Source organism: Micromonospora sp. M71_S20 (genome assembly GCF_003664255.1).
Lineage (GTDB): Bacteria > Actinomycetota > Actinomycetes > Mycobacteriales > Micromonosporaceae > Micromonospora.
The window spans coordinates 1,915,210-1,937,565 of sequence record NZ_RCCV01000001.1; the positions used below are offsets into that span (position 1 = coordinate 1,915,210).

24 protein-coding genes and 1 pseudogene are annotated in these 22,356 nt (G+C 69.9%); 5 read left to right on the forward strand and 20 right to left on the reverse strand.

Annotated elements, in window-relative coordinates:
* Positions 1-88 precede the first annotated feature (88 nt).
* Both DER29_RS08505 and DER29_RS08510 read right to left on the reverse strand, forming a co-directional pair.
* Entirely contained in the window at positions 89-2,446 is a 2,358-nt protein-coding gene (locus DER29_RS08505) for an AAA family ATPase (RefSeq protein WP_158618985.1), read from the reverse strand.
* A 199-nt stretch (positions 2,447-2,645) separates the two neighbouring features.
* Positions 2,646-3,851: an IS110 family transposase gene (locus DER29_RS08510; protein ID WP_121396852.1), complete on the reverse strand. Its 1,206-nt coding sequence runs from the start codon at positions 3,849-3,851 to the stop codon at positions 2,646-2,648.
* Between the two features lie 456 nt (positions 3,852-4,307).
* Between DER29_RS08510 and DER29_RS34090 the strand changes: the two genes are divergently transcribed.
* Positions 4,308-4,469 carry a hypothetical protein gene (locus DER29_RS34090; protein WP_158618986.1) on the forward strand — a complete coding sequence of 54 codons (162 nt, stop codon included), beginning with the start codon at positions 4,308-4,310 and terminating at the stop codon, positions 4,467-4,469.
* A 310-nt stretch (positions 4,470-4,779) separates the two neighbouring features.
* Here the strand turns inward: DER29_RS34090 and DER29_RS08515 are convergent, their stop codons facing one another.
* From DER29_RS08515 to DER29_RS08575, 13 genes are all read right to left on the reverse strand, one after another.
* On the reverse strand, positions 4,780-5,433 hold the full coding sequence (locus DER29_RS08515; protein WP_121396853.1) for a choice-of-anchor M domain-containing protein: 654 nt from the start codon (positions 5,431-5,433) through the stop codon (positions 4,780-4,782).
* Positions 5,430-6,059, reverse strand: coding sequence for a choice-of-anchor M domain-containing protein (locus DER29_RS08520; protein WP_370040261.1), 630 nt, complete (start codon positions 6,057-6,059; stop codon positions 5,430-5,432). Before DER29_RS08520 ends, DER29_RS08515 begins: the two co-directional genes overlap by 4 nt.
* Before the next feature lie 229 nt (positions 6,060-6,288).
* Complete coding sequence (locus tag DER29_RS08525) at positions 6,289-7,227, reverse strand: anchored repeat-type ABC transporter permease subunit (protein ID WP_121396855.1); 939 nt, start codon at positions 7,225-7,227, stop codon at positions 6,289-6,291.
* Positions 7,227-7,940, reverse strand: a complete 714-nt coding sequence (locus DER29_RS08530; protein WP_370040263.1) for an anchored repeat-type ABC transporter ATP-binding subunit — start codon at positions 7,938-7,940, stop codon at positions 7,227-7,229. Before DER29_RS08530 ends, DER29_RS08525 begins: the two co-directional genes overlap by 1 nt.
* A gap of 26 nt (positions 7,941-7,966) precedes the next feature.
* Positions 7,967-8,959 (reverse strand): choice-of-anchor M domain-containing protein, encoded by a 993-nt coding sequence (locus tag DER29_RS08535; RefSeq protein ID WP_121396857.1) that lies wholly within the window; start codon positions 8,957-8,959, stop codon positions 7,967-7,969.
* The gene (locus DER29_RS08540; protein WP_121396858.1) at positions 8,959-10,548 is read right to left on the reverse strand and encodes an anchored repeat ABC transporter, substrate-binding protein; all 1,590 of its coding nucleotides are present in this window, start codon (positions 10,546-10,548) and stop codon (positions 8,959-8,961) included. The genes DER29_RS08535 and DER29_RS08540 overlap by 1 nt, the downstream gene beginning before the upstream one ends.
* Positions 10,545-12,146: a TIGR03773 family transporter-associated surface protein gene (locus DER29_RS08545; RefSeq protein WP_121396859.1), complete on the reverse strand. Its 1,602-nt coding sequence runs from the start codon at positions 12,144-12,146 to the stop codon at positions 10,545-10,547. Before DER29_RS08545 ends, DER29_RS08540 begins: the two co-directional genes overlap by 4 nt.
* 158 nt (positions 12,147-12,304) lie before the next feature.
* Positions 12,305-13,483, reverse strand: coding sequence for a WxL protein peptidoglycan domain-containing protein (locus DER29_RS08550; protein ID WP_121396860.1), 1,179 nt, complete (start codon positions 13,481-13,483; stop codon positions 12,305-12,307).
* A 126-nt stretch (positions 13,484-13,609) separates the two neighbouring features.
* Positions 13,610-15,082 (reverse strand): choice-of-anchor M domain-containing protein, encoded by a 1,473-nt coding sequence (locus DER29_RS08555; protein ID WP_199729182.1) that lies wholly within the window; start codon positions 15,080-15,082, stop codon positions 13,610-13,612.
* Positions 15,083-15,131: 49 nt separating this feature from the next.
* Positions 15,132-15,437: a 30S ribosomal protein S14 gene (gene rpsN, locus DER29_RS08560; RefSeq protein ID WP_121396861.1), complete on the reverse strand. Its 306-nt coding sequence runs from the start codon at positions 15,435-15,437 to the stop codon at positions 15,132-15,134.
* The gene (gene rpmG / locus DER29_RS08565) at positions 15,437-15,604 is read right to left on the reverse strand and encodes a 50S ribosomal protein L33 (RefSeq protein WP_091439946.1); all 168 of its coding nucleotides are present in this window, start codon (positions 15,602-15,604) and stop codon (positions 15,437-15,439) included. The genes rpsN and rpmG overlap by 1 nt, the downstream gene beginning before the upstream one ends.
* Positions 15,604-15,840, reverse strand: a complete 237-nt coding sequence (gene rpmB, locus DER29_RS08570) for a 50S ribosomal protein L28 (protein ID WP_121396862.1) — start codon at positions 15,838-15,840, stop codon at positions 15,604-15,606. The genes rpmG and rpmB overlap by 1 nt, the downstream gene beginning before the upstream one ends.
* Positions 15,841-15,892: 52 nt before the next feature.
* Positions 15,893-16,045 carry a helix-turn-helix domain-containing protein gene (locus tag DER29_RS08575; RefSeq protein WP_158618987.1) on the reverse strand — a complete coding sequence of 51 codons (153 nt, stop codon included), beginning with the start codon at positions 16,043-16,045 and terminating at the stop codon, positions 15,893-15,895.
* A 184-nt stretch (positions 16,046-16,229) separates the two neighbouring features.
* Here DER29_RS08575 and DER29_RS08580 point away from each other — a divergent pair, with 184 nt between their 5' ends.
* From DER29_RS08580 to DER29_RS08595, 4 genes are read left to right on the forward strand one after another with little or no spacing between them, the layout of a single operon-like run.
* Complete coding sequence (locus DER29_RS08580; RefSeq protein WP_121396863.1) at positions 16,230-17,537, forward strand: GTP-binding protein; 1,308 nt, start codon at positions 16,230-16,232, stop codon at positions 17,535-17,537.
* Positions 17,534-17,794: a type B 50S ribosomal protein L31 gene (locus tag DER29_RS08585; protein WP_121396864.1), complete on the forward strand. Its 261-nt coding sequence runs from the start codon at positions 17,534-17,536 to the stop codon at positions 17,792-17,794. The genes DER29_RS08580 and DER29_RS08585 overlap by 4 nt, the downstream gene beginning before the upstream one ends.
* The gene (locus tag DER29_RS08590; RefSeq protein WP_233599683.1) at positions 17,791-18,192 is read left to right on the forward strand and encodes a trans-aconitate 2-methyltransferase; all 402 of its coding nucleotides are present in this window, start codon (positions 17,791-17,793) and stop codon (positions 18,190-18,192) included. The genes DER29_RS08585 and DER29_RS08590 overlap by 4 nt, the downstream gene beginning before the upstream one ends.
* A gap of 1 nt (position 18,193) precedes the next feature.
* Positions 18,194-18,493, forward strand: a complete 300-nt coding sequence (locus DER29_RS08595; protein WP_233599684.1) for a Fur family transcriptional regulator — start codon at positions 18,194-18,196, stop codon at positions 18,491-18,493.
* 127 nt (positions 18,494-18,620) lie between these two features.
* Here DER29_RS08595 and DER29_RS08600 read toward each other — a convergent pair.
* From DER29_RS08600 to rpmF, 5 genes and pseudogenes are all read right to left on the reverse strand, one after another.
* A pseudogene (locus DER29_RS08600) lies at positions 18,621-18,787 on the reverse strand (Fur family transcriptional regulator); the annotation flags it as partial.
* A gap of 42 nt (positions 18,788-18,829) precedes the next feature.
* Positions 18,830-19,678 carry a class I SAM-dependent methyltransferase gene (locus DER29_RS08605; protein ID WP_121396865.1) on the reverse strand — a complete coding sequence of 283 codons (849 nt, stop codon included), beginning with the start codon at positions 19,676-19,678 and terminating at the stop codon, positions 18,830-18,832.
* 452 nt (positions 19,679-20,130) lie between these two features.
* Entirely contained in the window at positions 20,131-20,844 is a 714-nt protein-coding gene (locus tag DER29_RS08615; RefSeq protein ID WP_233599685.1) for a trans-aconitate 2-methyltransferase, read from the reverse strand.
* A gap of 2 nt (positions 20,845-20,846) precedes the next feature.
* Positions 20,847-22,079, reverse strand: a complete 1,233-nt coding sequence (locus DER29_RS08620; RefSeq protein ID WP_121396868.1) for a GTP-binding protein — start codon at positions 22,077-22,079, stop codon at positions 20,847-20,849.
* Entirely contained in the window at positions 22,076-22,255 is a 180-nt protein-coding gene (gene rpmF, locus DER29_RS08625) for a 50S ribosomal protein L32 (protein WP_121396869.1), read from the reverse strand. The genes DER29_RS08620 and rpmF overlap by 4 nt, the downstream gene beginning before the upstream one ends.
* Positions 22,256-22,356: the final 101 nt, after the last annotated feature.

Consider the following 22,356-nt stretch of genomic DNA (forward strand, 5'->3'; position numbering starts at 1 on the left):
CTACGGCATGACCGCCACCCGAGCAGGCAGTACCGGCCGGCAAATCACTAGCCGGTGCCGGTCCTCCAGTTTCTCGAAGTAGGCGTTGCTAGGGCTTTTGAACCTCGTTGACCTCTCGGTACGCCAGCGCCTCGAGCGCGTCGCGGAAGGCACCGAAGTCGCTGATTGGCTCGGTAGGGTCTTCATCGAGCTCGAAGTCGCGCCGCATCGTCCGAATCTGGCTCTTCAGCGCCTCCGCATCGACCGAGTTGTCCAGAGCGGCCTCGATGTCCTCGAGAAGCAACAAGCCCTGTTCCTTGCTGGCGTTGGTGGGGTGATCCAGCAGGAATGACCGCTTAATGCGCTTGATCTTGGAGCTCGTCTTCTCCGTGGTCATCTGTCGCATGGCTTGGCGCTGCCTGCGGCCGAGCTCCCGGAACAGGACCCGGAAGTTGGCGTCCAAAACTTCGGCCGCGCCGGTGAGAGTCTCATCTTCCCGCACCGAGTCCAGGACACTGCGAGCGAAGCCGACCTTATCCAGATGGAATCCCTCGAGCTTCGTCTTGGCTGCGCGCTCGAGCGCCTCGTGGGTTCCCGAGCAATCCTCGAAGCTCACGTCCTTTGGCTTGAGGGTGCCTAGCTTGGCCGACTCTAAGGGGTCGAGGAACTCGCTCGCGTATCGCTTGACGGCTGCGATGCAGATCGGAAGTGGAATGAGGTCTTCGATGGCAACGACGCCGCCAGGGCGAGTGCTGACCAGAGCATCAGTTGGAAGCTCACCTAACTGCAGAATGAACTTCGCGTCGATCACAGGCTTACCATTCGGGCCCTTCCTCAGCGACTTCACCGCTTGATCGCCGGAGGTGTCGCTGTCGAGCAGGACGATCACGGCGGGCCGGTCAACGTCGCGTCCCCTCGCGAGATACACCAGGTAAGGGATGTGCGGCGCAGACCCGGCGGGCACAAGCGTCACTGTGTTCAGGTCTAGGTTGTCGGTCGACGGGGCTTCTTGCCGACGCAACCGCGTGGACATCCCGGCCAGCATGACCTGATCGGACATGCCCTCCAGCATCAAGTTGCAGTTGCTGATGAAGGTGGTCTCGGCCACGAACCCGCCGAACGCCGAGCGCAGCGGTTCGTAGTGATTACGGGCAGCGTTGCGCACCACGCGGGTGCCCTCGTCGCCTTCACCCTTCTCCAAGACACGGATACGCTCACCGTGGTTCTTGTCGATTAGGAATGGGGAGTGTGTGACGTAAACGACCTGGCAGGAGGATCGCGTTGGTTCCTGCGGATCGGCGAAGTCTTCGAAGATTCGCAGCAGGTCTTGCTGGCCGGTGCTGGACAGATAGGCGTCCGGTTCGTCCATAAGCAGCACCTCGCGAGCGCCCGACTTGGGTGGCTCATGGGCGAGGTACTGCACGAAGTAGCTGAGAAAGTACTTCAGACCTCCACTGCGTTCGTCTGCGGAGTACTCCGTGCCGGTCCGATCACGAATGGTGAACACCAAATCTTGGTCGCGTAGAGTCACCAAGAGCTGGAAGTGCAAGTCCTGAGACCACCACTTCGGAAAGTTGAGCGCTGCGGAGAGCCCGCGGTTAATCCGCTCTACGATCCCGTTCGCGAATCCGTCCTTACCTTCCTCAACGGCGTTGAGGAGTTCCTGGAAGGCGGTCCGATCGATCCGAGCGACCTTGAGCAACAGGTCATCCGCGAGTGCGAGCTGCTTGTCGTGCTCGGCGTTCTGGGTGCTCGCGCTAGAGAACGTGCTCAGGAGCGTCGGCGTAGCCGCCGTGACGCCCTCGGCCGAGCCGAACCACGACTGTGCGTTCTCGAGGATTGTGTTCACCAAGCCCAAGCGGGTCTTACGAGGACTCGTCTGCAGTGATCGCTCGGCCGCCGCCAGGTATTTGATCGGCACGCTCTGCGGCAGCGCGACTGTTGCATCAATCTCGAACCACTGCGGCATGAGCGCTTCGAGGGCCTTCTTGTCCTTGATGGGATGCTTGGTCCAGTCCTCGCCCTGCCGGACGTAGACGACTGGGTCCTTCCCGCCGACGCGGAACATGGAGAAGCTCTCGGTGTCATCGTCGAGCTTCACCTTGCATGCCTTCCCCAGCATCTCGAGATCGTTGAGGTCCAGCTGTTTGAACTCAAGCCCAAAGTCGGGGAACGCCATGGCCCTGTTTACCGCGAAGAACTGGGAGTAGCGGCAGAAGTCGCCCCGCTGTATGCCTTTCCCGGTCAGCCCGTGCTTGATCGCCGACAGCAACTGGCTCTTGCCTGACTCGTTCGCGCCCACCACGGTGGTCACGTCCCGCTCGAGTGGCACCTTGACGAACGGATACTGCAGCCCGTCCGGCTCCAGCACATCCCACGGGTCTGGGGCGAATTCGCGGTGCGCCTTGCGGAGATAGTCGAAGTTGAACGAGCGGAAGAAGCGGATGTATACCGCGGAGATGTACATCATGCCCACTTTCGGCTCGAGGCGATCAGCAGCGCGGAGCCATGCTACTGCCCAGGTGCGACAACATCTGCCCGCCAGACACCTTGAGTCGAGTTCTGCAGTACGTTCTGGGAGAGCCGTACGCCCCTGCACGCGCCGTCGGTGTCGGCGGCACCAGCACGCCGGCCCGGCTCGGCAGGGATGTCCTCAATCGGAGTCTCTATGCGAGTTCGCATGACGCCAGCTCTGCTGATCTTGGTTGTTTGGGCTGGTAGGGGGCCTTGTCGCGGATGCAGGCCCAGAGGACGTTGAGGCGTTGTCTGGACAGGGCGGCGGTGGCTTGGCGGTGGGTCTTTCCTTCGGCTCGTTTCTTGTCGTAGTAGGCGCGTGATCGTGGGCAGTGGGTCAGGGCGGTGAAGCTGGACATGCTGAACACCCGACGTAGCCCGCGGTGGTAACGGTGGGGCCGGACCTGGTGGCCTTGGCGGCGTCCGGAGTCGCGGGAGATCGGCGCGAGCCCGGCGTACGCGGCGAGTGCCGCGGGGCTGGGGTAGGTGGTGAGGGTGCCGGCGTGAGCGAGGAACTCGGCGGCGAGGGTGCTGCCGATTCCGGGCAGGCTGGTGACGATCTCTCCCAACTCGTGCTCGGCGACAGCCACGGCGATGCTTTCCTCGATGGCGGTGATCCGCTCGCTGACCGCTTCCAGGTCGGCGGCCATCTGCGCCACGATCGAGGCCGCAGTAGCCTCCCCCGCGACGGCAACGGTCTGCGTCCGTGCGGCGGTGAGGACCTTGGCGGTGAGTGCCTTGGCGGCCCGCACGCCGTGCTGGCGCAGGTAGGCCAGGATGCGGGCTTCACCGGCGCGGCGCAGCCCGCCAGGGGTCTGCCACTGCGCGAGGAGCCGCAGTGCGCCCCTGCTGCGCAGGTTCAGCGCCTTCTCCAGGGCGGGGCTGATCATGGTCAGGAGGTCCTGGATACGGGCGGTGATGCGGACCCGGTCGGCGACCAGGTCGAGGCGGCGGGAGACGAGCAGCTTCAACTGCTGCTGCACCCCGTCCGCGAGGGTGAGGGTCGGCAGGTCGCCACGCATACGCAGGGTCTGGGCGATGACGTAGGCGTCGTGGGCGTCGGTCTTGCGTTCGCCGTGGAACGCCTCCGCCATCCGGGAGGTGACCGTGCCGCTGACGTGGCACACGTCCGCGCCCCGGTCGAACAGGACCGCCAGCAACAGTGACGCGGGTCCGCCGCGCAGGTCGACGGCCCAGCGGAGTGGCTTGCGGCGTTTGCCGAGCCGCCCGGCGATGCCGGAGATGGATTGTTGGTCGTTCGGGATCTTCTCGGACATCACCACGGTGCCGTCGTCGTCGACGACGCATACGTGGTGGTGGGTCTTGCCGACGTCGACGCCGGCCCACAGGCTGCCCATCGGGCATCACCCTTTTCGCTCGTGCTGGTCAGGGGCGTGGACCCGCCGCGGTTCAGTAACCACAACTTCGGAAAGGGCGATCGGTCGCAAGTCTCCATCCAGTGCTGATACAGCGGTCATCAGCGAGGGCCGGGGCGTCCTACTCCTAGCTGGCCATGACATCGGCAGCACACACCCAGACAGTCACCCGACCCACCGGGTCCACCCCAGCAAACGACATGGTTCGATGTCCGGTTGCGGGTCCCGACGGCGAATCATGTGTCAGGTGTCGAGGCCTGCGAGATTGAGGCGTTCGAGGAGGCTGGGCTTGGAACTGGCCGTACGTGCTGGCCGACCCCGAGCAAGCCCTCACCTGGCATGCCGGGGGGTCACAGGCGCCATCCTCACAGCGCTACCCCATCCGCTTTTTCCCGCCGGCTGGTCACCGCGAACGCGATCGGCGGCACGGCGGGGTCGGTGGCGTACTCGCTCGGGTCGGGCTGCGCCCTGCTCCTGCTGCAGACGGTCTCCCCGGCCGGGGCCACCGATTACGCCTGGATCGCCCTGCTCGCGCCGGTCGGCTACCTTGCGTCCGCCGCGCTGGCCCGGGTTCTCCTTCGCGAGCAGGGCTGGCCCTGACCAGGCACTGCCGCATCGGCTCGGGATCGCCGGGAGGCGGTGGTGCGTGGCGCGGTCGACGGGGGACGGCGCCTCGGGCGGGCGGTGCCGCGTGCACGTGGGGAACCTGGCGTTCGATCTCGCCCCACACCTGGTCGCCGGCCAGCGTCCGGTGGTCGTCCTTCCGGCGCCGTTCGTCGCTGACGGTGGGGGGACGGCCGCCGGCGCGGCGCCCGGTGGGTGGGGCTGCCGCGCCGGCTTGATCCGCATTCGGAGATACCCCCTACCCCGGCGGATCGCCTTCGTGCTGATGGTCGTCAGCGGTGGGTGTTCAGGCGAGCACCTCGAAGGTGAAGGTCTTCGCGCCGGAGGTGATGGTGCTGCCGTTGGAGGCGAGGACGCCGGTCACCTCGAAGGTGACGGCGTAGGTGCCGGCGGCGTCGAAGGCCCAGTTGGCGTGGGCGTGGACGTTTCGGTTGACGTTGAGGCTGTCGGGCAGGCCGTTGCCGCTGTCGAACAGCACGGTCGGCGTGCCGCTGGAGACGGTGTAGACGCTGAACCCGGCGGGTCCGGTGACGTTGGTGAGTTTGAAGGTGACGCGGTTGTTCTGGAAGATCCCGGTGGGCACTTCGAGGGTGTTCCAGCCGGGCCAGAGCAGGCCGGTGGTGTTGGACTGGGGCAGGATCCATGCCTGGCCGCCGGTGCCGAGGAAGGACCAGGCCGAGCCGGTGGGCACGGTGGTCTTGGCGGTGGAGGGGACACGGAAGAGGACGTCGGCGGGGTTACGTTCGACGTCGGTGGTGCCGGTGTAGTCCATGACGGTGACGCTGAGGGCACCCGCGGCGTAGTCGACATCGATGACGTCGACATGTCCGCTGGAGAGGGTGACCGAGGCCGCTTGTGCGGGACTGGCGGTTCCCGCGAGCAGGGCGGCGGTGACGGCGAGGCCGGCGAGGACACGACGGGGCGTACGCATGGTCATCACGCCCTTACCGCGATGCGCAGGGTGGTGGGGTCGGAGGTCACCTGCTGGCCGTTGGCGAGGGTGCCGGTGGCGCGGAAGGTGACGCGGTAGATGCCGGCGGCGTCGAAGGCCCAGTTGGCGTGCAGGTGGTCGCCGGCCGTGAGGGTCAGCGCGTCGGGCAGGCCGTCGCCGCTGTCGGCGAGAACCACCGGCTGGCCGACGACGTTCTCGGTGTAGATGGCCAGTTGGCCGGGGCCGCTGACCGACTGCACGTTCAGGGTCAGCTGGTCACCCGCGAAAGTGCCGGCCTCGATCTCCTCGGCGGCGATGCCGGGCCAGATGAAGTTGGTGTTCTGGATCTCGGGCAGGACCCACACCTTCGATACCCCGGGGGTGCCAAGGAAGCCGAAGGCGGGGTCGTTGGGCACGGTGATCTTGGCCTGGCGCTTGACGATGATGGCGACGTCGCCAGCGGCGTACTCGACGTCGTTGTCCTCGTCGTGGACGCCGATCTCTAGCGCGCCTGCTTCGTAGGCGATGTCGACGAGGTCGATGTGTCCGGTGCTGAACACGACGGTGGTCGTGGCCTGCGCGGGCGCGGCGGAGGCGACGAGCCCGGCGGTGACCGCTGCCGTCGCGAGCAGCATGCGGAGGGAAGGACGCACGTGGAACTCCTCTCCCGGATCCCCAGTGGACCGGTTGTTGAAAATGATAGTCGTTTCGGATAGTCCGGGAAAGAGTCGATCGGATAGGCGTCCACAACCGACTCGTTGACGGCACCGATCCGTGCCCGCACCCCGTTCCAGAGCGGGTGGGTGCGGGCACGGATGGCCGGTAGCTCCCCGACGAGGCCGGACGACCGGCAAGCCGGTTCCCCTATCCGGCCGCCGGTGACGGTTCCTGCGGGTGAGGGCGGCCGGGCGCGCGAGCGGGTTCGGAGCCGCCGGCCAGTTCCGGTCCGACTGGCCGCCTCCACCGCCGGGTGAGTACGCCGTGTCGTGGGGCGAGCAGCCAGGCGACGAGGAAGACGGCGGTGGCGACCAGGACGATGGTCCCGCCGACCGGCGTGTCGTAGCTCCAGGACAGGTACAGCCCGACGATCGCCGACGCGCCGCCGATCAGCGGGGCGAGCAGCATCATCACACCGAGTCGGTCGGTGAGCAGGCGGGCCGCCGCGGCGGGGGTGATCAACAGGGCCAGGACGAGGATGTTGCCGATGGTCTGCAGGGAGATCACCACAGCCAGGGTGACCAGGACGTAGAGCACGATGTCGAGCCAGAAGACCGGCAGCCCCATCGATCGGGACATCTCCCGATCGAGGCAGATCGCGACGAATTCCTTGTGCAGCGCGAGCACCAGGCCGAGGATGACCAGGCCGGCGCCCCCGACGACGTAGAGGTCCCGGTCGGGGATGCCGGTGATCGAGCCGAACAGGAACTGTTGCAGCGATCCGGCGTACCCGGGGGCCTGCGAGATGATCACGATGCCGAGGGCGAACGTGGCGACCAGGAAGACGCCGATCAGCGAGTCCTCCTTGACGCGCCGGTTCTGCGAGAAGATCGCGATCAGCAGCGCGGTGGCGACACCGGCGACGGCGCCGCCGAGCACCAGGCTGCCCTGCAGGACGAAGGCCACCGCGATGCCGGGGAAGACCGCGTGTGCCACGGCGTCGCCGATGAAGGCCATCCCCCGAAGTACGACGTAGCAGCCGACGACGCCGCAGACGATGCTGGACAACACCGCGATCGCCAGCGCCTTGGGCAGGAACGCGAGGTCGGGGTTGAGCAGGTCGGTGAGGAAGTCCGTGATCGACATCAGGCCGCCCTCACGAGTTTCAGCAGGGGGGAGGTCGCGCTCACCCCGAAGGTTGTCGTCCACAGCTCGGGGTCCTGCAGGTCCGCCGGTTGCCCGTCGGCGACGACCCGCCCGTTGAGCAGGACCAGTCGGGTGCAGGAGTCCACGGCGGCGACGAGGTCGTGGGTGGTCATCAGCACCGCGCGGTCCTCGCGCGCCAGGCTGGTGAACAGGTCGCCCAGCAGTTCCTGGGTGGGCATGTCGAGTCCGGTGAACGGCTCGTCGAGCAGCAGGATGCGCGGCGCGAGGGCGAGGGCCCGGGCTACCAGGACGCGTTGGCGTTGCCCACCGGACAGCTCACCGACCGGCCGGCGGCGCAGCCCGGTCAGCTGTACGCGGTCGAGTGCCTCGCCGACGGCCCGCCAGTCGGCGACGCCGGGGCGGCGGAGCAGGCCCAGGCGGCCGGTACGGCCGGTCAGCACGGCCTGCTCGACGGAGATCGGGAAGTCCCAGGTGAACTCGTGGCGCTGGGGGACGTAGCCGATTTCCGACCGGCCGGGACGCGACGGCTTGCCCTCCACCAGTACCCGGCCAGCGCGGGTGCGGGTCAGCGCGAGGATGGCGCGCAGCAGGGTGGTCTTTCCGGCGCCGTTGGGTCCGAGCAGCCCGACCAGCTCGCCCCGGTCGAGGTGCAGGCGGATGTCTCGCAGGACCGGCCGGCCGCCGAGGTCCACGTCCAGCCCTTCGATGTCGAGTGCTCTCACCGCTGGACCTCCGGCAGTGCTGCGGCGCGTTCCTTCTCGGCCCGCTGCTTCGCCCGGCGTCCGCGCAGAAGCAGAAGGATCAGGCCGACGGCGAGTACGGCGGCTGCGCCCACCAGCGCGGCGAGCGGCAGCGACGTGGACCCCCCGGCTGACTCGGTGACCGTGGTGCGCTCCTTGTCGGCCGCTGCCTGCCCGGCTGCTGCGGGGATGTCCGCAGTGGCCGCGTACGCCTCGTCGGCGCTGGTGGCGTCGCCCACGGCGAAGCGCAGCGTGCCGGTCGCCGACACCGTCTCGCCGTTGATCAGGTCGGCGGACACTCCGACCGCGACCAGGTAGACCCCCGGTGCGCTGAACACCCAGTTGGCGTGGGTGTGGGTGTTGACCTCGGCCCAGAAGGGCTGAGCCTTCGGCTCGGTGGAGCGCCACAGCGGCTGGGGTGGGGCGAAGTTGCCCGACTGGAGATAGGTCGTGAGGCTTCCCGGTCCGCGTACGCCGAGCAGGGTCAGGGTGACGCCCCGGTCGATGGTCTGCATCACCCGGGGGTCCTGGGTGTTCCAGCCGAGCCAGACGACATCGGGGTTCTGGACCTGTGGCACCACGTACACCTTTTTGCCGGCGTCGATGCCCAGGAAGGCGTACGCCGGGTCATCGGGAACGGTCTGCAGCGCGGCGTCGGAGACCCGGAGCAGGGCCTCGTCGGGGTCGCGCCACACCGGGCGCGCCTGTGTGCCGTCGTGGATCAGCAGCGTCCAGCGGTTGTCGACGTAGCGGGGGCCGACGTCGACGTGCCCGGTGGCGAGTTCGGCCCGGCCGGTGGCGAGCGGCTGGTCGGCGGCGATCGACTGGCCGAGGCCCGGTGTCGGCTGCTCGGCCCGCGCCGGTGTCTGCGTCGTGGCCAGCACGATCAGCGTGGCCAGCGTGCACCGCAGCACGGCGGTCGTCGTGCGGGTGCGGCCTGGCAGCCGTCCTGCCGTCACTGGTTCCTCCATCAGTTGTCTCCGGTCAGGCAGTCGTGCAGTGAGTCGGCGTTGAACCGCATCATCTGCGCGTAGGTGGTGACGTCGCCGTCGAAGGTGTCGCCGTAGATCGGGCAGATCCGTAGTCCTTCCTCGCGGGCCACCTCGGTCAGCGTGGTGGACCGGGCCGCCAGGTTCGGTTCCAGGAACACGGCGGGGATCCTCAGGTTGCGGATCGTCTCGACGAGCCGGCGGCGGTCGGCCAGGCTCGGCTCCGTGACGGGGTTGGGGGTGACGAAGCCGGAGATCTGGATCCCGTACGCCTGGCCCAGGTAGCCGAACGCGTCGTGGGTGCTGACCAGGTGGCGTCGCGACGGCGGGATGCGCGCGACGGTGTCCCGGACGTAGGCGTCGAGTTGCTCGAGTTCCCGGATGTAGGCCGAAGCGTTCGCCCGGTAGGCCGTCGCCCCCTCGGGGTCGACTCCGATCAGGGTGTCCCGGATCAGTTCGGTGTAGGAGATCGCGTTGCGGACGTTCTGCCACAGGTGCGGGTCGATCTCGCCGTGTACGTGTTTGCCGAGGACCGCCTGGGGGAGCTGGTAGACCTGGGTGCCGGGCCGGCCGAGGAACCGGAACCTCCGGTCGCCGGGTACCTCGAGCAATGCCTTGTTCGGGACCTCGATCACGGTGCTGGCCGGGTCGTACACCCGCTGGTTGGCCTCGCCGCTGCCTTCCGGGTCGGCGAACAGGTAGAGCCGCCGCTCGTCGAGGTCGACGGTGACGTCGGCGTGCCCGGAGTTCAGGACCGCCGCGCCCGGCATGCCCGGCACCGAGTGGGGATCCACCCCGACGGCGAAGGTGAACACCTGCTCGCCCAGCGGGACGGGAGCCGTGTCGGGGGAGACCGCCAGCTGCGCCCGCATGGTCAGCCGGTAGACACCTGGCTTGGTGAACGCCCAGCTCATGTGGGTGTGCGCGTCGGGCGGCAGAGTGGCGGTGTCGTCCCGGTACCCGTTGGCGGCGTCGAACCCGTTCTTGGAGTCGACGTAGAACGCCGGGTTGCCGAACGACTCGGTCAGGTAGGCCAGTACCCGACCCGGCCCGTCTGCGGCGGTAGCGCTGAGCAGTACGTCGGAGGAGCGGTTCGCGCCCTGCGCAGCCCCGGTGCCGCGCACCCGCATACCCAGCCAGAGGGTGTCCAGCGATACGTCCTCGACCAGCGGAATGATCTCCGCGGCGTACTTCACCGCCCCCTCGGCCAGCGAGATGTTCGGTACGCCGTCGCGAAGGTTCGCGTCCAGCGCCTTGATGACGGCCTGCTCCTCCAGCAGGAGGTAGTTGCTGAACGCGACGTCGGCGTACACGACGTCACGGACATCCCGCAGTGACGGCTCGTAGCTGTGCGGGTCGGCACTGTCGGGCACCAGCGAGCTGACGACCACCCGGTCCCCGCCCACGTTGCTGACCAGGTCCCGCAGGATTCCGGTGGTCGTGATGACCTGGACGCGGTCGTCGTCGGCCGTCAGTGCCACCTGCGACCGGCAGCCGCTGGCCAGCAGGGCGACCAGCAGCGGTAGCACCCACAGCCGTGGGCTCGGTCGGTGGGCTCCCGCCCGCGTCACGCCGGTGCCATAACGTCGCTCGTGGGTCCGGCGCGGCGGCGACGGGCCGACGCCACCAGCAGGACCCCGAGCACCACGAGGACGACGCCGGCCGAAGCAGCCGTCAACACCCAGCCGGCCCCGGTGCGCGGCAGCGGCCCGCCACTGCCCTGATCCGCGCCGCCCGCGCTGTCATCGGAACCGGAGCCGGACCCCGAGCCGGTGCCGGAGCCGCCGTCCGGGTTGGTGCTGTCACCGACGGCGAGGGTGAGCGTCCTGGTGTCGGTGACCGCCTTGCCGGCGGTGGTGGTGCCGCTCATCTGCACCGCGAGGCGGTACAGGCCGGGCTTGGTGAACGCCCAGTTGCCGTGCGCGTGGGTGTTGAGCGGGATGCTCAGCTGCTGCGGGAACGGCTTGGCGGAGTCGAAGAGCACGTCGGCCTTGCCGAACGAGCCGGTGAGGAACAGGGCGTACCGGCCGGGCCCGGTGACCCCCTTCAGCGTCCACGTGACGGGGCCCTTCACGCCGGACACGACGGACTCGTGCTGGGTGTTCCAGCCGGGCCAGACGATGCCCGCCTGCTGGGACTGCGGCAGCAACCACACGGCGTCGCCCTGCTTGCCGAGGAAATCGGCACCGGCCGGCACCGTGATCTTCGCGTTGTCCTTGACGTGCAGGACCACGTCGGCGGTCTCCCGCCAGACCGGAGGGCTGGTCCGGTCGTCCTTGATCCGGATCCTCCAGGTGTCCCCGGACAGTTGCGGCCCCATGTCGACGTGCCCGTCGGCGATCACCTGGCGACTGCCCGTCGCGGGCGCCGCTGCCTTCACGGACGGCGCCGCAGCGGGCTCCGGCACGGCTTCCGGCTCCGGCGCGGCGGGCGCGGCCAGTGGCCGCGCCGCCGCCTGCCCGTCGGGCCGCACCGCCGTCTGGGGCACCGCCGGCAGCGGCGCCTGTCCGGCCGGGCTGATCACCGGCACACGCACCCGGTACGTGGCGTCGGCGCTGACCTTCCGACCCGAGCGCAGGGTGACCGAGCCGGTCAGGGTGAACCGGTGGTCGCCCGCCCCGTCGAAGGCCAAGACCACACCGCCGGTACGCGTGCCCACCGGTAGCTGCGCCGTCCGCGGCACGCCGGGGCGACTGCCGAAGAGCGGGCTCGCCGCGCCGATACCGGTCAGGGTGTAGGCCGTGAGGTGACCGGGCCCCTCGACCGAGCGCAGGGTGAGGGCGACCGTGTCGTCGGTGACGACCCCGGGGCGTACTCCGGTGGTGTCCAGGGCCGGGAACCCGGTGTCGCCCGCGGACAGTGACCACACCGGCTGGCCCGGCGTTCCGAGGAAGGCGAAGGCCTTCCCGGCCGGCACTCGACCGGCCAGGCCACCGTTCGGGCCCAATACCACCTCGGCCGGGTCGCGGCCGGGGGCGTCACCCGCCAGCTGCGCGGCGTCCCGGAGGCGCAGCGACAGCGCATCACCGTCGAACGCCACCGAGACGAGGTCCGCGCCGGTCACGTCGACCGCGGTCGGTTCCGCGCCGGCCGGCGCGGCCCCCACGGCCAGCGTCAGCACGGCCACGGCAAGGCCGGCGGCGCCGGCACGCATGCTTCTCATCCTCATTGCTCGCTCCCCCGGCGACGTGCGGGCTTGTCGTCGTGCCGCGTCGTGACAACCTGACTGGTGGCGGCACCCTGCGGCGTGGTCGGGAGGGCTGGTGCGGGGCCTGAGGTACGGCTTCGCCGGGTCACTGCTTGTCCTTCCCCATGGTCGATGTGCGGTCATGAGTTGTCGTGGGTCGGTTCGGAGCGATCGGTGTCAGGCGTCGGACGGTCGGGCGTCGTCGTGCCGCAACCGTCGGCGCGGGAGCCCGGGCCGACGGGGGCGGGAACCGCGGCATCCTTGCGGTCCGAGTTCCGATCGGCCTCCCGGCCGGCCTCGGTGCGTCCCTGCTCCCGGGCGGCGGCCACCGCCCGCGCGACCTGCCGGACCCGCCGTCGGCGGGCGGCGACCAACGCCCAGACCGCGAGGGCGAGAAGGGCCAGTAGGGCCAGCTGCGGCCAGGGCATCGCCCAGACGGTGGCCTGCACCGTGTCGCCCCGCGGCGGCGGATCGAGGACCTGGTCGCCGACGGCGGCGGGCGTGATGGAGGCACTTCCGGTCAGCCGGAACAGCGGCGGCACACCCGTCATGCGTACGGCGGTGGTCAGCTCGCCGCCGGGCAGGATCTCCGGCAGGGCCGCCGCCTCCACCGAGCGCCGGCCGAGACCGAACGGGCCGGCCACGCCGAGCGCGGGCCGCCCTGTGAGCCGGACGTTGCCGGTGTTCCGGACGGTGAAGGTGGCGGTGAGCGTGCCACCGGCCAGGGGGTTGAGCGAGCCGGTGTGCCGTACCCGCAGGTTCTCGACGGTCAGCGCGGGTTGCAGCTCGCCGGTGACCCGCAGGTAGATGCGGGCGCCGACGCGGTGGTCGACGGCGACCTGGTTGCCCTGGGCGTCCGCCGACGTGGCGGCGAGTGAGGCGACGATTCCCCCGGCGTGGTCTCCCGGTGTGGCGTTGGCCGGCACGGTGAGGGTGAACGGGACGTTCAGGCGGGACGTCGACGGGATGGTCAGGGTCCGCCGAGGGATCCGGACCCAGGCGCCGACGTCGGTGGGCTGCCGGTCACCGGCCAGCAGGTCGAACCCGCCCTGAGCGGTGGTGAACGCGTCGCTGGCGTACAAGTTCAGGGTGAGCGGGCGCGCCGAGTGGTTGGTGACCGCGACGTGGTCGGTGAGCTTGGCACCGGGGTCGAGCTTGTAGGTGAACGCCGGCCGGCCGTTCGGGCCCTTCGCGGTCGACGGTGCCACCCCCCAGGTCACGACGGGGGCCGCCGACGGTTTGGGAGGCGCCGGTGCGGGTGGTGCCGGGGCGGCGCCGAGTAGAGCGATGCCGGTGGCGACGGCGGCGAGCAAGCGCATGGCGGAGACGGTTTCCGTTCCTCAGGGTGCGGGAGGTGAGGCGGGTGGGCGGGCTGCGGCAACGGCCCGCCCACCCGCGACCGTCCAGCGGCTGGCTCGGCGCCGGTCACCGGACGGGTCAGGCGATCAGATCGCGGTGAGGGTGAGGGTCGCGGTGTAGGTTCCCGCGGCCGTCTCGGTGGGCAGGCTCAGCCGCAGTCCCGCGCCCAGCTGCGCGGTGCCACGTCCGTTGCCGCTGGGTGCCGTACCCAGCACCGCGCTGTTGCCGAGGCCACCGCCGCTGCCGACGACGTACGGTGCGACCTCCGGGCCCGCAACGACGCCCTGCCCGGAACCCTGGGCCAGCACCCGGGGGCTCCAGCCGAGGTAGCCGGCGCTGAACGTGGCACCGTCCGGGCCGGTGAAGTCGGCCGGGATCTGGCCGGAGGCGCTCCAACCCGGCTGGCCGGCGCGGGTGTCGGTCACCGTGACCGGCCGGAGTTCACCGTTGCTCTCCCACCGGTCGCCGCCGGCGTTGAGCTGTGCGGACGGCAGCACCACGGCCCGGTCGTCCGGGTTGACGCTGATCACCAGAGCACCTTGCGTCTCGTCGATCGACGCGGTGATCGTCTGCGAGGTGCCCGGCTCCTGCGGTGGGAACGCCACCCACAGGGTCACCGGTTCGCTGCTCGCGACGACACTGTGGCCGTCACCGTACAACTTGGCCACGTACTCGCAGGCGTTGAGCTCACGGGTGGCGGTGAAGAAGTACCTCGCACCCGCCTCTCCCGCAATGATGGTCCAGTCGTCCGAGCCCGGGCACCTGCTGAACCAGTGGTAGTGGTCCAGCTCCGTCTGCGGGGTCTGCACCGCGTTGAGCGTGACGGTGTCGTTGGGCTGGTACTCGTCGGCCATACCGTTGACCGACAGACTCACCTCCGGCCCGCCGCCGGACATCCCGCCGACGACGAACGAATAGTCGACCGGCCCGGTGCTGACCGTCGTGCCGTTGGTCAACGTGGCGTCGGCCTGGAACTTCAGCGTGTAGTTGCCCAGCGCGCTGAACGCCCAGTTCGAGTGGGCGTGTGTTGGCACCGGCACATCGATCGCGTCCGGCAGACCGTCGTCGGAGCGGAACTTGATGACCGGATTGGCGAACGAGTCCTGCGTGTACAGCGTGACGTTGCCCGGCCCCTGCACGCCGACCAGGCTCAACCGCACCTTGTTGCCCTCGAACACCCCCGTCTTCAGGGTTGTGGTGTTCCAGCCCGGCCAGAGCAGGTCCGGGTTCTGGGTCAGCGGCAGCAGCCAGACCTGACTGCCCGCGGGCCCGAGGAAGGCGAACCGGGGATCGGCGGGAACGGTCATGGCCGCCTCCGGCAGAACCTGGAACGTCACGTCCGCCGGATCCCGCTTCACCGGGGAACTGCCCGTGTCGTCGTTGACCTTCAACGACAGCGCACCACCCTCGTAGTGCACGTCGACCGCGTCGGTGTGCCCCTTGGAGAGCACCACCTTCTCGGCCGCCGACGCGGCGGGCGGCGCCAGCACCGTGCCGGCGACCACCACCGCCCCGGCCATCAGGGCCGCGAGGCCGCGAGGCCTCAGTGTCATTCTCATACCTCCCCCTTTCACACCGTGCCTACGCGCGGTGGTACCTGTGGTGAGATCACCACGACGCCTTGCGCACCCCCGGCATCTCGCCGCGCAGGGCCAGTTCGCGGAACCGCACCCGGGAGAGCCCGAACCGGGTCAGCACCCCGCGTGGGCGGCCGTCGATCTGGTCCCGTGACCGCAGCCGCACCGGGCTGGAGTCGCGCGGGAGCCGGCTGAGCCGGCGGACCGCCTCGGCGCGTACGTCCGGGTCGGTGTCCGGGTGGGCGACCACCCGCTTCAGCTCCGCCCTCGCCTCGGCGTGCCGGGCGACCAGTTCCTCGCGGCGGGTCTGCCGGTTGACCAGGCTCTTTTTGGCCATCAGCGGGCCTCCTTGAACTCGACGTGCCGGCGCACGATCGGGTCGTACTTGCGCAGGACCAGCCGGTCCGGGTCGTTGCGGCGGTTCTTGCGGGTCACGTACGTGTAGCCGGTGCCGGCGGTGCTGCGCAGCCGCACGATCGGACGGACGTCGGTCTGGCGGGCCATCAGAGCTTCACTCCCCGGCCGCGCAGCTCGGCGACGACCTTCTCGATGCCCTTGCGGTCCACGGTCTTGAGCGCCTTCGCGGTCAGGGTGAGGTTGACCCAGCGTCGCTCCGACGGCAGCCAGTAGCGGTGGTTCTGCAGGTTCGGGTTCCACCGGCGGCGGGTGCGCCGGTGTGAGTGGGACACGGCGTTGCCGAAGCTCGGCTGCGCGCCGGTGACGTCACAGCGTCGGGACACAGTGCTCGCTCCTTGATCAGAGGCATAACGGTAACGAAAACGGTTTTCAGTCTTACATCAGCCGTTCGGCCACATCCACGCCGGGGTCCTCGACGATCCCGACGGCACAGTCGGCGCCGAGGCGGTAGCCGACACCGGGCGGCGTCGTCACCACCGGCGCGTCCGTGCCGACCTTGGCGGGCAACTGCCGGATGTGGACGTCCACGCTGCATGGACTGACGCAGGGCTACCGACGCCCTCTTCGCCGCCACCCGAGCCGAGCTTCAGGTGAACCGTGACGGTGAGGACGTCACCGCCTCGACCACCTGCGTCCGCACATCCCCGCTCGCTTCCGCAGCATTCATCTGCTTAGAATGACAATCGTTTTCAGGTACGTCGAGAGGAACACGATGTCGTCGTCACCACAGGCTCCGACCCGCGCCGTGACCGCCGACGCCGATACCCGCCCGTCGCTGACCGTGCTGTCCGGGTTCTGGCCGGCGGCGACCTTCGCCGTCGCCCGCGCGCTGCTCGCCGCCGACACCTCGCTGCTGCTGGTGCGACACGACCTCGCCGGCATCCGCGACGGCGTCGTCCGGCGGGTGGTCCGCTCCGGTGCCGGCATCGTCGAGGACGAGCAGGTCGAGTTGAAGCACGGGTGCGTCTCCTGCACCCTGCGCGAGGACGTGCTGCCCACCCTCGTCCGGCTCACCCGCAACCGCCCCGGCCAGGACCTCGTGCTGATGCTGCCCGAGGTGGTCGAACCGGAGGCGGTCGCCGCCGCCTGCGCCCACTGCCTCGTCGACGGCGCCCCGATCACCGACCTTCTCCGCATCGACTCCTACGTCACCGTCCTCGACGCCGAACACCTGCTCGACGGTCTCGCCAGCATCGAGGACCTCACCACGCTGGGAATCCAGGCCGCCGAGGACGACCACCGCGCGCTCGCCGACGTCGTGGTCCGGCAGATCGAGTACGCCGACACCCTGGTGCTCTGGGGACAGTCCCGGGAGGGAGAGTTCGACACCGGCCGGTTGGCGATCCTGCTGCAGCGGATGGCGCCCTGGGCGACCCACATCCGCCTCAACGGCGACTTCGTCGACGCCGGCATGCTGACCCGTCAGCTGCGCCACACGCACCGGCACCGGCCAGATACCCCCGGCGTCCTCGCCCGCGGCCTGCAGGGATACACCCTCGGCGCGCACGAACCGGAGCCCGACTGCGGAGTCGTCTCCGCCGTCTTCCGCGCCCGCCGCCCCTTCCACCCGCAGCGCCTGCACGACGTCCTCGAAGAGGTCAACGCGGAGGTCATCCGCTCCCGGGGCCACCTCTGGCTGGCCAGCCAACCCGACACCGTCGTGGCCTGGGAGTTCGCCGGCGGCGGCCTGGCCATGGGATCCCTCGGGCACTGGCTGGTGAGCCTGCCCGAGGACCGCTGGGACCACGTCGACGACCAGCGCCGCCTCGCCGCCGCCCTGGACTGGGACCCCTACTACGGCGACCGGCACCAGCACCTGGTCTTCATCGGCCTCGACGTCGACCCCGTCGAACTGCACCGCACTCTCACCGGCTGCCTGCTCACCGACGCCGAACTCGCCGACGGCGAGGAGACCTGGCGCACCTACCCCGACCCGTTCGCCGGCTGCTTCCCCCTCGGGGTGGAGGAGCTGACGGACACCGACACCGACACCGACACCGAAGGAGCACGACCCGCATGAAGCCCGGCATCCACCCCGAGTACCGCCCCGTCGTCTACCGCGACAAGGACGCAGACTTCGCCTTTCTCACCCGCTCCACCGCCACCAGCGACCAGACGATCGACTGGACCGACGGCAACACCTACCCCGTCATCGACGTCCAGATCTCCTCGGCCAGCCACCCCTTCTGGACCGGCAAGCAGCGCCTGCTCGACACCGCCGGCCGCGTCGAGAAGTTCCGCCAGAAGTACGCCCGCCGCGCACCCCAGGGCGGATGAGCACCGACACACAGGCCGACTGGGCCGAGCTGGCGCCACACCTGGTCGACGCCGCACGGCGCGACCGGGCCTGGTATTTGACGGTCGCCCGCGAGCTGGTCGCCCCAGGCGACCGGCTCGCGGCCGACATCGGTTGCGGCACCGCCGAGATGTCCCTGGCCATCGCCCAGATGATGGCCTGCGGCCGGGTGATCGCAGTGGACGCACACCCGGCCGTCCTCGACACCGCCCGCGACCACCTCCACGCCGAATGGTCGGACCCACGGGTACGCATCGAGCCACTGCGCGCCGACATCCCCGGCGAAACGGCCGCCCTGTGGGAGACGCTCGGCGCTCCCGCCGACCTCGTCTGGGCATCCGCCTCGGTACACCACGTGCACCTCGGCCTACGCCCCTGAGATGAGCGGCCCTCTCGTTCCGGACGCGCAGCTGCGGGTCGTCGGTCTGACGCCCACCGCGCAGCGCCGTGCCGTCCTGGCGCTGCTGGTCGGAAGATCCCGTCCGCTCACCGCTAGGGAGGTGCACGCCGAGCTCACCAGCACCGTGCGGCACATCGGCCTGACCACCGTCTACCGGGCGCTGCACAGCCTCGCCGACGCCGGCCTCCTGCACACCTTCGACCTCGACGGCCAGCGCGCGTACCGTCACTGCGGCACCGCACCGCACCGCACCTTATCTGCACCCGCTGTGAAACGGTGACCGAGTGCCCACCTGAGATCGTGACGAACTGGCTCACCGATCTGCACCAGCAGACCGGCTTCACTCCGCACCCCGACCGGCTCGACCTCAGAGGCATCTGTGCGATCTGCGCCGACAGGTGAAGCGATCAGCGGGAGCACTTCGCGCAGACGCCGAAGATCTCCAGGGTGTGACCGACGTCGGTGAAGCGTGCTGGGCAACCACCTGGTTGGCCCACTGCTCCACGGCGGGCCCGGCCACCTCCACCGTGCGTCCGCACTCACGGCAGACCAGATGGTCATGATGTTTGCACTGGAAACCGTCACCCCGCGTGGAGTGCGCTCGCCGTACTGCTCGTTACGACGGCTCTTGCGGCTCGGCGTTGGGGTGCGGCGTCGCGACGGTGATCCGGACGGCAGTGATCAAGGTCAGGCCGCCGGGTCGGCGGGCGGGTTCGAGCGCGCGAGCGGCGTCGGTGGTCGCGGCCTCCAGCCGGTCGGTCGGGATGTGCCGCAGCAGCGCGCGTCCGCCGTGCGACCACATCCACTCCATCCAGTGGTCCATGTCGCGGAAGCGGCTCTCCACCCGATGCTCGCTGATCGTGGTGACGGTGAGGCCGGCAGCCGCCATGGTCGTGGTGATCACGTCGTCGTCGGCGAACGGGTCGGCCGCCGGCGCCGGTCGAGGACGGTCCGCCGGCAGGTGCCCGGCGAGAGCGTCCAGGGCGGCGACGAACGCCGGGTCCTGGGCGGCGAATGTGCTGACCGCCAGCCGGCCCGTCGGTTGGATCAGTCGTGCGTACGCCCGAAGTGCCTGCCTGGGGTCAGGCAGCAGGAAGACGACCAGCCCGGCCAGGACCGCGTCGAAGCTGCCGGGCGGGAAATCCGGCTGCTGGGCGTCGCCCACCTGCACGTCGACGTGGGTCAGCCCGGCGCGGGTGACGTCCTCGGCGGTGAGTGCCACCATGGCCGGCGCCAGGTCGATGCCGGTGACATGACCGGTCGACCCGGTCGCCTGCGCCGCCGGGAACAGGACCGCTCCCCGGCCGCAGCCGACATCCAGGACTCGCTCTCCCGGCCGGATGCCGGCACGACGAACCAGTTCGGCGCCGAAAGGCCCGAAGAAGGACACCCCGGTCCGGTCGTAACTCGTCGCCGCCTCTTCGAACACTTCGACGGTCCCGTTCGACCGCCCACCGCTGCTCATTGACACTGCTTCTCCGTCTCTCGCCCGGCTTCCGCCTGTCGGCACTGCCATCGCCAGTGCGGGGGTCACGCCGGGTGGCGCTCCCGGCTGAGACGCCGGCCGCTGGACACAATGGTCACGTCTTGTCATGCCCCGGAGTGTCCGCCTTCCCGATGAGGTCGACGACCGCATCGATGTGCTGGCGTTCCTCGACAGGACCGATCAGCATTCCGCGCCGGCCTGCCGGATCGGCAGCGGTGAGCAGGAGCAGGGCGGGTGCGCGGTGACAGGCGCCGAGGCACTCCGTCCGGACCAGAACAACGCCGTGGCTGGCCCGGACCGCCCGGCCGAGAATCTCGGCGAGGTCCGCGGCTCGTCGGACGCTTTCGGGATGGTGCGGTGGCGTAGCGCGCGGCAGCGGTGGCCGTCGCAGTAGGCGACGGTCACGCGGGCGCCACGTGGTGAAGGCGGGCTCATCGGCGGAACGCCATCAGGGCATGGCCGGCGTACTGGTACGGGACCGTCGCATCGGTGAACCCGGCACGCCGGGCCGCCTCGCCGTGCCACTCGGTCGACGCGACGAATTCCGCCGAGTCCAGGACGCTGAGCGCCGCCGCGCGCTCGGTCAGCAGCAGTGCCATCGTCGGCTCCTCGGCCAGGGCGGTCCACCACCTGGTCCACGGATCGGTCCCGCCGCTCTGCGGCGTCGCGGCGGCGGGCGCGTCGGGCATGGCGTCGCCGACCATGAGCAGTCCCTGCGGGGCGAGCAGATGTCGGGCCTCGGCGTACCAGTGGCGGACCCGGTCCTCGGGCAGGTAGTGCAGGGTCATCAGGGCCAGCACCAGGTCGTACGGGCCGCCGGCTGCCGAGCGCCAGTCGGGTGCGGCGATGTCGGCCCGGACCGTCCGCGCTTGCGGCAGGGCGGTGTTGGTCAGGGCCAGCAGGACCGGATCGATGTCCAGAACGGTGACATGCGCGTCGGGCCAGCGCCGCAGGACCGCTTCGGCGGTGGTGCCCGGCCCGCCGCCGACGTCGAGTACCCGTTCGGGGGCGCGCCCGTGAGCCTGTTCGGCGGCGGTGAGACCAGCGGCGAGGAGCTCGTCGCGGCCGGGCTGATAGTGGCGCATCATGGTCTCCCAGTCGCGCCGCCAACGGGCCACGCCCTCGACTCCTGGGGTGGTCGCCATCGTCATACCGGGACCGGGTCGGCGTGGTCGTGCTCGTGCAGGTCGCCCAGGTCCCACTCGGGGAACGGGTCCGGCAGCGCCCGCCAGGCGTCCTTTCCGGCGGCGATCTCCGCGTCGGTGAGCAGGCAGGCCGTCAGGGCCACCCGCAGACCGTCGCCGTCGAGGCCGACGCCGATGAGGACGAGTTCCTGCTGCCGGTCACCGAAGACCGGATGCCAGCGCGACTCCAACTCGGCTCGCTCGTCGGGATCATCCGGCCACTCGCCGGAGACCGCCACCGGGACGGCGACCGGGTCGCAGCGACCGGACGGGCCGGCCTGCGACCACAGCGCCTGGACGTCGGGGCGGCAGGCAAGCCACAGGAAACCCTTGGAGCGGACGACCCCGAAGGCGTCCAGGCCGGCGGTGAGCAGGTCCCACAGCCGCTGCGGGTGGAACGGCCGGTGGTCGCGGAACACGATGCTGGAGATGCCGTACTCCTCGGTCTCCGGCACGTGCCCACCGTTGAGCTCGGCGACCCAGCCGGGCGCGGTCTCCGCCCGCTCCAGGTCGAACCGGCCGGTGTCCAGGATCTCCACCGGGTCCACCCGGCCGTGTATGGCCCGGACCTGCCGGGCGGCCGGGTTCAGCCGGGTCAGCAGCGCCTCGACCACCGCCAGGTCGTCCGCGCCGATCAGGTCGGTCTTGTTGACCACCAGCACGTCGGCGAACTCGATCTGGTCCACCAGCAGGTCCGCGATGCCCCGGTCGTCACCCTCGTACGCCGCCAGCCCGCGCGCCTGAAAGCTCTCGCCCGCCTCGATCAAGCCGCGCAGACCCGCCGCGTCGACCACCGTGACGGTGGTGTCCAGGCGGGCCAGGTCGTCGAGGACCTGCCCGTCCTCCACGCCGAAGGCGAACGTCGCGGCGACCGGCATCGGCTCGGAGATGCCGCTGGACTCGATCAGCAGGTAGTCGAAGCATCCCTGCCGGGCCAACCGGGCCACCTCGTCGAGCAGGTCGTCGCGCAGCGTGCAGCAGATGCAGCCGTTGGTCAGCTCGACCAATCGCTCCTCCGTGCGCGACAACGCCCCGCCGTCGCGGACCAACGCGGCGTCGATGTTCACCTCACTCATGTCGTTGACGATTACCGCTACCCGCAACCCGTCCCGGTTAGCCAACACATGGTTGAGCAGGCTCGTCTTCCCCGCCCCGAGGAACCCGGACAGCACCGTCACCGGCAGGCGACCGGTCACGGCTGGTCCACCACCTGACGCCCCTTGTACATGCCGCAGTGGGTGCAGGCCCGGTGCGGCACCACCATCTCCTTGCGCGGACACGGACACGGCGTCAGCTGCGGCACGCTCGCCTTCCACTGCGCCCGCCGGTGCCGGGTGTTCGACCGCGACATCTTCCGCTTCGGTACGGCCACGAGATCTCCTTCGTCGAGGGGTCGGGGCACAGCTTAACGGCATTGGTTTTCGTTTTCTGCTCGGCGGGTGCCAGTTGCCAGTCCGGCGCCAAGCGACCAAC

Excerpts from the sequence above, each read along its gene's own strand:
- DER29_RS08505 (WP_158618985.1), bottom strand. The coding sequence starts at position 2,446 with ATGTACATCTCCGCGGTATACATCCGCTTCTTCCGCTCGTTCAACTTC.
- DER29_RS08510 (WP_121396852.1), bottom strand. The coding sequence starts at position 3,851 with ATGGGCAGCCTGTGGGCCGGCGTCGACGTCGGCAAGACCCACCACCAC.
- DER29_RS08520 (WP_370040261.1), bottom strand. The coding sequence starts at position 6,059 with ATGCTGCTCGCGACGGCAGCGGTCACCGCCGGGCTCGTCGCCTCCGCC.
- DER29_RS08525 (WP_121396855.1), bottom strand. The coding sequence starts at position 7,227 with ATGTCGATCACGGACTTCCTCACCGACCTGCTCAACCCCGACCTCGCG.
- DER29_RS08535 (WP_121396857.1), bottom strand. The coding sequence starts at position 8,959 with ATGGAGGAACCAGTGACGGCAGGACGGCTGCCAGGCCGCACCCGCACG.
- DER29_RS08545 (WP_121396859.1), bottom strand. The coding sequence starts at position 12,146 with ATGAGGATGAGAAGCATGCGTGCCGGCGCCGCCGGCCTTGCCGTGGCC.
- DER29_RS08550 (WP_121396860.1), bottom strand. The coding sequence starts at position 13,483 with ATGCGCTTGCTCGCCGCCGTCGCCACCGGCATCGCTCTACTCGGCGCC.
- DER29_RS08555 (WP_199729182.1), bottom strand. The coding sequence starts at position 15,082 with ATGAGAATGACACTGAGGCCTCGCGGCCTCGCGGCCCTGATGGCCGGG.
- rpsN (WP_121396861.1), bottom strand. The coding sequence starts at position 15,437 with ATGGCCAAAAAGAGCCTGGTCAACCGGCAGACCCGCCGCGAGGAACTG.
- rpmG (WP_091439946.1), bottom strand. The coding sequence starts at position 15,604 with ATGGCCCGCCAGACCGACGTCCGTCCGATCGTGCGGCTGCGCAGCACC.
- DER29_RS08580 (WP_121396863.1), top strand. The coding sequence starts at position 16,230 with ATGTCGTCGTCACCACAGGCTCCGACCCGCGCCGTGACCGCCGACGCC.
- DER29_RS08585 (WP_121396864.1), top strand. The coding sequence starts at position 17,534 with ATGAAGCCCGGCATCCACCCCGAGTACCGCCCCGTCGTCTACCGCGAC.
- DER29_RS08590 (WP_233599683.1), top strand. The coding sequence starts at position 17,791 with ATGAGCACCGACACACAGGCCGACTGGGCCGAGCTGGCGCCACACCTG.
- DER29_RS08595 (WP_233599684.1), top strand. The coding sequence starts at position 18,194 with ATGAGCGGCCCTCTCGTTCCGGACGCGCAGCTGCGGGTCGTCGGTCTG.
- DER29_RS08605 (WP_121396865.1), bottom strand. The coding sequence starts at position 19,678 with ATGAGCAGCGGTGGGCGGTCGAACGGGACCGTCGAAGTGTTCGAAGAG.
- DER29_RS08615 (WP_233599685.1), bottom strand. The coding sequence starts at position 20,844 with ATGGCGACCACCCCAGGAGTCGAGGGCGTGGCCCGTTGGCGGCGCGAC.